The following is a 3623-nucleotide window of genomic DNA, read 5'->3' as shown; positions in this document are numbered from 1 at the left end:
CGATATCTTTAGCCCTTCAGCTGCTGTCTGTCATGTAGCCCACGGGGGTTTGGGGCTCTGGTTGCTTCGTTGTGGATGGGTTAGCGTCTTGTCCGTCCACGAGGCAGCTGACGGGAGCGGCGATGCGGGTATCGAAGGTGTTGGATCCGGCAAGCAATGAGGTGTCTTTCACGCTGATCGGCGTGACCGGCGTGGTGGAACCGGCGGAGCGGTATCTGCGGTATTTGGCCGAGACCGAGCGGTCACCTAACACGATCAAGGCCCATGCCCACGATTTAAAGGACTGGTTCGTTTTCCTGCGTGAATACGGGCTCGACTGGCAGTCGGTGAAGCAGGAAGACGTTGGTGCCTTCATCCGGTGGTTACGGCGTCCGCCGGACATGCGTGGCCAGGTCCTTTCGGTTCTTCCAACGATTGGGCACCATTGCAGTGAGGCGACGGTGAACCGGAAACTTTCCACCGTGTCGATCTTCTATCAGCATGCCGCCCGCCATGGCCTTGACTTGGGCGAGCTGATCACGTGCTGGGACCCGGGCGCCCGCCAGGGAGGGTGGAAACCCTTCCTGCACCACATCAGCAAGGGCGCGGCGAAACAGCGGCGGGCGGTGAAGCTTTCCGTGACGGCAAGGATTCCCCGCCTGCTGGCTCCCAACGAGGTCCAAAGCATTCTGGATTCGTGCGGACACCTCCGGGACCGGCTGCTCTTCGCGCTGCTCCACGACGCCGGTATCCGGATCGGGGAAGCCCTGGGGCTCCGGCATGAGGACATCGCCGTGGCCGAACGGGAAATCACGATCCGCCGGCGCGACAACACCAACGGTGCGCGCGCAAAATCGCCCCATTCGCGCACGGTCCCCGTCACCGCCGAACTGATCCGGCTGTATGCCGACTACCTCGACGTCGAATACGGGGACCTGGATTCGGACTACGTCTTCGTCAACCTGTGGGGACGGCCCCACGGGCAGGCGATGACGTATGCCGCCGTCCATGACCTGGTGCGGCGGCTCCGGCGGCAGACGGGCGTCGGGTTTGATCCCCACTGGTTCCGGCACACCTATGCCACCCGGATGCTTCGCGAGAACGTCCCGGTCGAGGTGGTCTCCAAACTGTTGGGCCATGCGAGCCTCACCACGACGGTCAAGACCTATGCCCATATCTCCAGCGATGATGCCCGCCGCGCACTGGCCGATGCCGGCTGGTTCGCCACCAGGGCGGTGACGATATGACCACCCTGCATCCCGTGCCCTCACTAAACGATCCGGCACTCGTTTCCCCCGGAGACAGCAGCATCGACCCGCCGCCCGTCTGGACGGGAAACATGGGGAAGGCCTCCCTGGGCGCCGCGCCGTGGGAGACCGAGTTCCCCAAGGATGTCTGGCATGCCAGGGCCCTCGGTATCGCCGCCCGCAGCCAGGTCACGGTCCACTTCGAAAACATCACCCGGCCCTGGTTGAAGCAGCTGGCCAAGCGATGGGCCCGCTGGCGGCTGACGACCGGATTGACGGTTGAAACCGCGGTGCTGGGAACCAAGGCGGTGGAGAGCTTCAACGCCTTTCTGGATTCAACGAGGATCCCGGTCACCGGCACCGCCGACATCGATCGGGAGCTAATCGAAGGCTTCCTGGCATACCTGCATACCCACAGCGCCGGAGTCGTCACGCACCGGACCCGGATCGGCCAGTTCAACACCTTTCTCCTCACCATGCGCCGCCACGGATGGGTGACCGATCTGCCCACGACGGCCCAGATTTACACCGAGGACTATCCCAAAGAGACGGTCCGGCAACCCCGGTCACTGAGTGAACACGTCATGGCCCAGCTGGAGGACCCCGGAAACCTCGCCAAAATGACCACTCCGCATCACCGGCTGATCACCTTGATTCTGATCCGGTGCGGGCTGCGGATCAGCGACACAGTAGCCCTGACCCAGGACTGCATCACCCGGGACAAGGACGGCGCCCCGTATCTGCGGTATCTGAACCACAAGATGAAACGCGAGGCGCTCGTCCCCATCGATAAGGAACTCGAACAGGCCATCGCGGAGCAGATCAGCTACGTCAACGGCGCAGGCAATTCCGGGACACAACTGCTTTTCGCCCACGACCGGGTGGACGTCTACGGCGCCGGACACATCAGCGCAAGCTCATACAGCACCGCCCTTCGGCGGTGGGTCAGGCACTGCGATGTCACCGATGAAAACGGCAACCCTGCCGTTGTCAGCCCGCACCGGTTCCGTCACACGCTGGGGACCAGACTGATCAACCTCGACGTCCCGCAGGAGGTCGTGCGCCGGATCCTGGACCACGACTCCCACCAGATGACCGCCCACTACGCCAGACTCAGCGACACAACCATCCGACGGCACTGGGAAGCCGCGCGGAAAGTCAACGCAACCGGCAGCGTCGTCGAACTTGACCCCGACGGGCCCCTGGCCGAGGCCGCCTGGTCCAAACAGCGCCTCGGCAGGGCGACCCAGGCACTGCCCAACGGCTACTGCGGACTCCCGGTGCAGAAAACCTGCCCGCACGCCAACGCCTGTCTGACCTGTCCCATGTTCATCACCACGGCCGACTTCCTCCCGCAACACCGCGAACACCGGACCCAGGTCGTGCAGATCATCTCCGCCGCCGAAGCCCGCGGCCAACAGCGGCTGGCCGAAATGAACACCCGGGTGCTCGGCAATCTGGACCGCATTATTGAAACACTCGACGACGAAACGCATGCAGGCCCAAACCACGTCCAGGAGGACGATAACCTTGCGGGCAGATAACAGCCGCTACATCCGGCAGGCCGCGGAGCGCCGGCACGAACTCACCCGCTCCAAAGCCGTGGCGGCGCTGCGTGAACTACAGAACCAAGGCGGCGCCGTCACCTTCGAAGCGGTAGCCGCGGCCGCCGGAGTATCGAGGTCATGGCTCTACACCCAGCCCGACCTGCGAACCGTCATCATCGGACTGCGCGACGACCGCCCACAAGAACCCAGAGCAAGCCGAAGCAGCGCCAGCACGGAGTCCCTGCGCGCCCGCCTCACCGCATCGCTGGAGCGGAACCGCGAGCTCTCCGCAGAAATCGAGCACCTCAGACACCAGTTGGCGCTTGCACTGGGACACTCGCGGCGATGAATCCCGGTCTTCGCTGAGGGGGACCCGCTACAGGACGCTGCAGGGACCTTTATGTCCCGGCGTCAGCTTGTTACCTTTAGCCATGAATGGAGATAAGTTGCGGCAGTCCTCAGTCGTTCAGGTGCGGGCGTTCAGGAACAATCGTTTCGTTTTAGCGGCAAGCGCTCTGGTCTCCTTCCTAGTGCTCTTTGAATGGGACACTTCTATCAAAACGTGGGTATCTGTCGCCGCGCTTGTCTTTGGCGGCTTCTGCGTTTATCAAGCAATTCGGGCTTGGATGGAACTCAGAAGTCGGGAAGCAAACAGTCCAGCAAGACAAGAGCACACCACCAAAGAGCCGTGAGGAAAGAGCCGGCGAAGCTTCCTCCGGAGCATCTCGAGTCGGTCACGATTTTCCGTGTTTTCCTCTGAGGAGGAGTCCCGTCCGAGATCCGTCGTGGACACTTTCCACAACGGATGCACCGCGCCACTTGGGCACCGACAGAGACGGACTAGAGATAT

The 3623-nt window shown here is 62.8% G+C and carries 3 protein-coding genes; all 3 read left to right on the top strand.

Features of this window, described 5'->3' with window-relative positions; genetic code table 11:
• Window positions 1-122 precede the first annotated feature (122 nt).
• The 3 genes from PY310_RS21265 to PY310_RS21255 are packed head-to-tail and all read left to right on the top strand — an operon-like array spanning window position 123 to window position 3122.
• On the top strand, window positions 123-1226 hold the full coding sequence (locus PY310_RS21265; protein WP_275216619.1) for a site-specific integrase: 1104 nt from the start codon (window positions 123-125) through the stop codon (window positions 1224-1226).
• Window positions 1223-2770, top strand: a complete 1548-nt coding sequence (locus PY310_RS21260; protein ID WP_275216618.1) for a tyrosine-type recombinase/integrase — start codon at window positions 1223-1225, stop codon at window positions 2768-2770. Before PY310_RS21265 ends, PY310_RS21260 begins: the two co-directional genes overlap by 4 nt.
• A complete protein-coding gene (locus PY310_RS21255; protein WP_275216617.1) occupies window positions 2757-3122 on the top strand; it encodes a DUF6262 family protein in 366 nt (121 codons plus the stop codon). The genes PY310_RS21260 and PY310_RS21255 overlap by 14 nt, the downstream gene beginning before the upstream one ends.
• Window positions 3123-3623: the final 501 nt, after the last annotated feature.

The sequence above is a fragment of the Pseudarthrobacter naphthalenicus genome (assembly GCF_029076445.1).
Taxonomy (GTDB): domain Bacteria; phylum Actinomycetota; class Actinomycetes; order Actinomycetales; family Micrococcaceae; genus Arthrobacter; species Arthrobacter naphthalenicus.
Note: the sequence above shows the minus strand (reverse complement) of the source record. Positions and strands in the feature narration are given on the sequence as shown.

What these genes read in the sequence shown, in the direction of transcription:
- PY310_RS21265 (WP_275216619.1), top strand. Translation starts at nt 123, where the DNA reads ATGCGGGTATCGAAGGTGTTGGATCCGGCAAGCAATGAGGTGTCTTTC.
- PY310_RS21260 (WP_275216618.1), top strand. Translation starts at nt 1,223, where the DNA reads ATGACCACCCTGCATCCCGTGCCCTCACTAAACGATCCGGCACTCGTT.